General features: G+C 31.6%; 3 protein-coding genes. All 3 read left to right on the plus strand.

Annotation, left to right across the window (positions count from 1 at the left end; translation table 11 throughout):
* Positions 1-248 precede the first annotated feature (248 nt).
* The 3 genes from HMPREF9073_RS12535 (at position 249) to HMPREF9073_RS12550 (ending at position 5,902) form a co-directional block, all read left to right on the plus strand.
* Complete coding sequence (locus HMPREF9073_RS12535) at positions 249-764, plus strand: hypothetical protein (RefSeq protein WP_232212968.1); 516 nt, start codon at positions 249-251, stop codon at positions 762-764.
* 317 nt (positions 765-1,081) lie between these two features.
* The gene (locus HMPREF9073_RS12545) at positions 1,082-4,651 is read left to right on the plus strand and encodes an AAA domain-containing protein (RefSeq protein ID WP_009414154.1); all 3,570 of its coding nucleotides are present in this window, start codon (positions 1,082-1,084) and stop codon (positions 4,649-4,651) included.
* 12 nt (positions 4,652-4,663) lie between these two features.
* A complete protein-coding gene (locus HMPREF9073_RS12550; RefSeq protein WP_009414155.1) occupies positions 4,664-5,902 on the plus strand; it encodes a DUF5103 domain-containing protein in 1,239 nt (412 codons plus the stop codon).
* The last annotated feature ends 32 nt before the right edge of the window (positions 5,903-5,934 follow it).

The following is a 5,934-nucleotide window of genomic DNA, read 5'->3' on the forward strand; positions in this document are numbered from 1 at the left end:
TTCGTGAGATAATATAAAGTAAAGAGTTTTATACTGTCTCAATTTCGTGAAATTTCGTGAAATTCGTGGGAGATTTAAAACATTTTGCTGATTATTAAACAATTACTCACGTCAAACTCACGTTAACTTAATGGTAATAGATAAATGAGTTTTCTTATAAAAAACTATTTCCCCTTTTATACTGAAGGACAAAAAGATATGATTTACATCAAAGAAGCAAAACCTATTGATAAATGACGACTCGTAAAGTGAAATATATTATTGTTTTTGTGTACTTTTGTTCTTTTTTCTTGTATTCACAAGAAAAACATTGCATTACTTTTACGGATAACACCTGTGCTTGTAAGTCTTGTTATACTGATTATTATGCTTATACAGATATAGATGTTTACAAAATAGATGCTATTCATTATACTCAAAAAGAATTTAAAGCGAGTTTTTACCCTTGTGGAGATGGACAAAAGGGAGATAATTTCTTTCTTTTAGATACTGTAGCACGCTTTTTGCCTAAAAAAATAAAGAAGAAAGTACATAACTATTATCGCAAAAAAGGACTCGACACTACTGCTTATCTATTTATACAAGAAAAAGATTCTTTTCCAGCAGTTGTTTTGGAGAAAAACGCCTCTTTTATAAAGCGAATGTGCAGAAAAACGAAGTTAGATATGAAGAAAAATGTAATTGCAACAGCTTTAGTTTTTTCTATATTTGTAAAAGGTGAAATCTACCACCAAATAGTAGTCGAAAAATTGAAAGAGCAATGAAAGGAGTTGACTGCCCTGATTATCAATCGCTTTTTGGTATATTGTAGGGGCGAATGGCAATTCGCCCTCTATAGAAATTCTAAAACAAAAACAAACATTATACATTATGAAAAAACTTATACTTTTGCTCCTATTCCCATTAGCCTTGCAAGCACAAGCATTGGTGGAGAAAACCCCAATATGAGTATAATAAGGTACATAGGTATTACTTCCTTTGAAGGTGCTTACAATAACGTAAAATAGTAACATTCAATCGATTATCATATTAATCTAATAACATCATATTTCTTTTTCACTCAAATAACGATAGACAACAAATGACAAATAACTTAAAAATATGGTTACAATATTATAGAGCTTCCCTGATAGACGCTTCAAGAGGTAAAAGAGTCGATTTTTTAGGAGATCCTATTATCAGAGATAGTTTTAAATTAACTTCTTTTTCCAAGGAAGAGGTAGATAAAATATGGAATAAATATGATGAATATTACTTAAAAAAAGTAAATACTACTAACAAAAACTCCATTACAGTCGAATTTCAGGTAATCAAATTAAACAAAAATGAAATTTCTTCTTTGGACTTTAAAGTACAAAAATTAAATAAAATAGAAATCGCACCCATTTTTATAGAATTTGAAAAAGATCATTCTGTTTCAACTTCAATTGAAAAAGATGATAATGTAGAATATCCTTATTGGGTACCTGCTTACTTGGGAGAAGATGGAACATTATACCCACCTAAAGAAGACGAAACCCCTATTTTTTTACGAGAATATCTAAGCCCTAATCCCAAGGACAGACCTACTATCGCTGAAATGAGCAAATTAGATTCTGAAGAAGCTAATTATAATTTTAACCGAGATAGTTGGAGTGAATATTGGAAAGATTGCGCTATTTACTTCACAAAAATTACAGAAAAGAGATATTCTGATTTTCAAAAAAATACAGAAACCGATTTATCACAAAAAAGCATTAAGTTTAGATTATGTAAATACAAAAACAGTAACATAACACGTAACATCATTAATTTATATAATTATCTAATTAATTTAGATGAATCTACTCTACAAAAAACTCTTTTAGAAAAATTATTAAACTCTAACACTAACACAATACCTACTAATATAGAAACAACTTCTATTTTGGTGTCTAATCACTATGGACATATGGGTGAGGAATACCCTTTGTCTAAATCTCAAAGAGAAGCTTTTGCAAAATATCAAAACCTAACGTTCAATGACATCTTCGCTATTAATGGACCTCCTGGCACGGGAAAAACTACTATTTTACAAAGTTTTATAGCTAACAGTTTCGTAAATGCTGCTCTTTTAGGTATAGAAACACCTTTAATTGTAGGTTGTTCTACTAACAATCAAGCAATCACTAATATATTAGATAGTATGAAGTTAGAGAACAAAAATAAAAAAATATTACAAGAAAGATGGATAGAATCTGTCTCTTCATTTGGTTTATACTTAACTAACAAAGACGAGAAAAAATATCAAATAATAAAAGATTTTAACACAGGTTTTGTTAGAGATATTGAATATTCTCATAGTGAAAGTTTTTTCATTTCACAATTCTTAAAATACATAAAAGAAAATCTTATAGAAATTACTAATGTGGATTTTAACATCCGCAAAGCAAAAGAATTGTTGAAAAAACTTATTCTTAAGTGTAAAGAGGAAATTGACTCCTATCTTAAAGCTTCCATAAACAAGCAAGAGATACCATCATTCCTTAAAGCACAGAAAATCGAATCTGAAGATAAATTAACTATTCTTATAGAAAAAGTTAAAGAATTGATTCATACTCAGAAACAAATTGTTAGCAAATTCAATAGAAACAAAGTATTATTAGAGGAAAAATACAACTCCTTTCCTTTCTACATTAAATATTTCCCTTTTCCTAATTTTAAAAGAATCAAAGAAAATGCTTTTAAATTTATTCTAAGAGAAGAGCTCTCCTTTTATCAGGATATTGCTTTTTATAAATACTATGAAATACAATCTGTTACTGATAGTATACTTTTAAAAGAACAAGATAAATTAGATAGATTAGAAAATACACTCAAAAATTTTTATGAAATAAATTCAGAATGTGAGAAAAGAAATAAAATTTACAACACAAGTTTAGAAGAATGGCAAAGTATCTATCAAGAGAAGTGGGACAATCTGGTTAATAAAACAAAAGATGAGTACCAAGGTTTATCATTTATAGAAGATATGAATGTAAAACTTGATATTTCTTTAAGACATAAACTTTTTTGGTTATGTGTCCATTACAGAGAAGCTGAATTTATAGAAGAACTTTCTTCTAACACTTCTGATGAAAAAGAATCTATATCTACAAAAATGAGAAGAATTGCTAAATTAACTCCTCTTTTTATTTCAACCTTTCATACATTACCAAAATTCTGTAAAGATCTTTCTTATGGTAAAGGAAATATATTCATTCCTAATTTATTTGATTTGATGATCGTTGATGAAGCTGGACAAGTTTCTCCAGAAGTTGCTATTCCTTCTTTTTTTCTTACTAAAAAAGCATTAATAGTAGGTGACATCCATCAGATAGAACCCATTTGGGGAATTGTCCCTACTATAGATCGTAAAAACTTAGAACAATACAACGTTATAAATAACGAAAAAGATTTTATAATTCTTAGCCAAAGAGGCTATTTAGCTTGTGATGGTAGTGTTATGAAAATAGCTCTAGATAGAACTCCTTTTTTTTATAAAGCTGCTGACGGAAGTAGTCAAAAAGGTACTTTATTAAGAGAACATAGAAGATGTTTAGATGATATAATTGCTTTTGCCCAAAAAAATGTATACAATAATAGTTTGATTTTATTGGGAGGTAAAAATCATAATAAAAAACATCTACTCCCTAAATTAGGATATTTACACATTGATGGTATTTGTGAAAAATATTTTTCAAGTAGCAGAAATATTATTGAAGCAAATATTTTAATACATTGGCTAAAAAACAATGAAGAAGAACTAACAAGTGCATACAAGAAAACTTTAGACGAAATAATTGCCATTGTAACACCTTATTCAGCTCAAAAAGAATATTTAAAAGAGTTAGTCAAAAACCATTTTCCAGAGACAATTGCAGAAAAAATTATAATAGGCACTGTACATGCTTTACAAGGTGCAGAACGACCTATTATATTATTCTCTCCCGTAAATTCAGATCCTATGAAACCTGCATTTATGAATTATGGGGGAAAAATAAATATGCTCAATGTTGCCACTACTAGAGCTAAACATTCTTTCATTGTTTTTGGTAATATGAATATCTTCCAAGAAGGACAAAAGACACCATCTTCATATTTAGCCGAATTATTATACAACAAAAAAGAAAACGAATTAGATAACAACTTTATTTTTTCAGAAAATATATTATTTACTAACATTGATGATAAAGTTCTATATTTAAACACTTTAGATGAACACAGAAATGCTTTAAAGGAATGTTTTAGACTTGCTGAAAAACATATTATTATTTGTTCTCCTTTCATATCTATTAATGCTATTAAAAAGGACAATATACTTGAACTCATAAAAAATGTCATCACAAAAGGAATTAAAGTTACTATCATTACAGATGAGAATTTTGATAAACAACAAAATGGTAGTATTAAAAACATTTCTTTGGAAGGTCGTGAAGAACTTAAAAATTCTGGTGCTAATTTAATAGTATACAAACAAATACATAGCAAAAGTATTTGTGTTGATGATAGAAGACTGATAGAAGGATCTTTTAATTGGTTATCAGCTTCACGTGATGAAAAATACGCTAACAGAGAAACTTCTTTAGTTTTAGAAGGCAACAATGCTTCCAAGTACATAAAGAACATAAAAAAAATATTTTCTATAGAATAACTAATATCTCTTATGAAAAAACTTATACTTTTACTCCTACTCCCTTTTACAATGCAAGCACAAGCATTGGTGGAGAAAACCCCACCCGACTATATCAAAACAATTATTTTCAAAGCCGACGCCAACGACAAAAACCAATTTCCTATCGTGCGCCGTAACGAGTCGTTTAGCTTGCAGTTCGATGACCTCGGGGGGAATGAGGAAACTTACTACTATAAAATTACCCATTGCAATGCCGATTGGTCTGCCTCTTCTCTACTGAAAAGCGAATACCTCAAAGGTATTGATAGCCAACCGCTACAGCCCGAGAGCAACTCCTATGGCACCCTGCAAGGTTATTCGCATTACCGCCTTACTTTCCCTAACGAACTCACCAAAATCACTCTTAATGGCAACTATATGCTCTCTATCACCGATAGTTATGGCACAGAGCTCTTTTCACGCCGTTTTGTACTTTATACCCCCCAAGTGAACGTACTCACCGAAGTAAAACGCGCTCGCGATTTGCAATACTTCGACACCCAACAAGTGGTACAGTTCACCATTCGGCAGAAGGATTTCAGACTTGATAATCCCAATGTAGCAGTGAAAGTAGCTATCCTGCAAAACTACCGTTGGGATACGGCTATCACGGGCGTAAAACCTCAGTATGTAATGGGTAACGACCTCGTGTATCGCTACGACCGCGAAACAGCTTTTTGGGGTGGTAATGAGTATTTCTATTTTGATAGCAAGGATATACGAGTGCCTGCATCGGGTATTTCGCGTATCGACCGTAGCAAATGGGTGAATAGCTACCTCTTCCCTAATGTAAGCCGTGCGAGCAATGTCTATACCTATTATCCTGATATCAATGGCGATTTCTTGGTTAGTACGCTCAACGGAATGAACCCTGCGAACGAAGCCGATTACACCCAAGTGCATTTCGCCTTAGAAGGCAAATCTACTTTTTGGAATAAAGAAGTGTATGTATACGGCAAATTCAGTAACTACGAACTCCGCGAGGAATACAAACTCACTTATGACGAAAAAGACGGACTTTTCAAAGGAAAAGTACTCCTCAAACAAGGGTTTTACAACTATAAGTTTGCTACCAAATCAGGTAACACAATTGATTTTAATGAGATAAGTGGTAATTTTCAGCAGACAGAAAATACTTACCTTGTGCTTGTATACTACCGCGCTCCTGGCGCTCTCTATGACGAAGTAGTAGGTATCGGCTCTGCCTCTGGCGCAAATATCACTCAGTAATGACGAGTGACGAATGACGAGTGACGAATGAC

It is taken from the genome of Capnocytophaga sp. oral taxon 326 str. F0382 (genome assembly GCF_000318295.1).
Taxonomy (GTDB): Bacteria; Bacteroidota; Bacteroidia; order Flavobacteriales; family Flavobacteriaceae; genus Capnocytophaga; species Capnocytophaga periodontitidis.

What these genes read in the sequence shown, in the direction of transcription:
- HMPREF9073_RS12545 (WP_009414154.1), top strand. Translation starts at nt 1,082, where the DNA reads ATGACAAATAACTTAAAAATATGGTTACAATATTATAGAGCTTCCCTG.
- HMPREF9073_RS12550 (WP_009414155.1), top strand. Translation starts at nt 4,664, where the DNA reads ATGAAAAAACTTATACTTTTACTCCTACTCCCTTTTACAATGCAAGCA.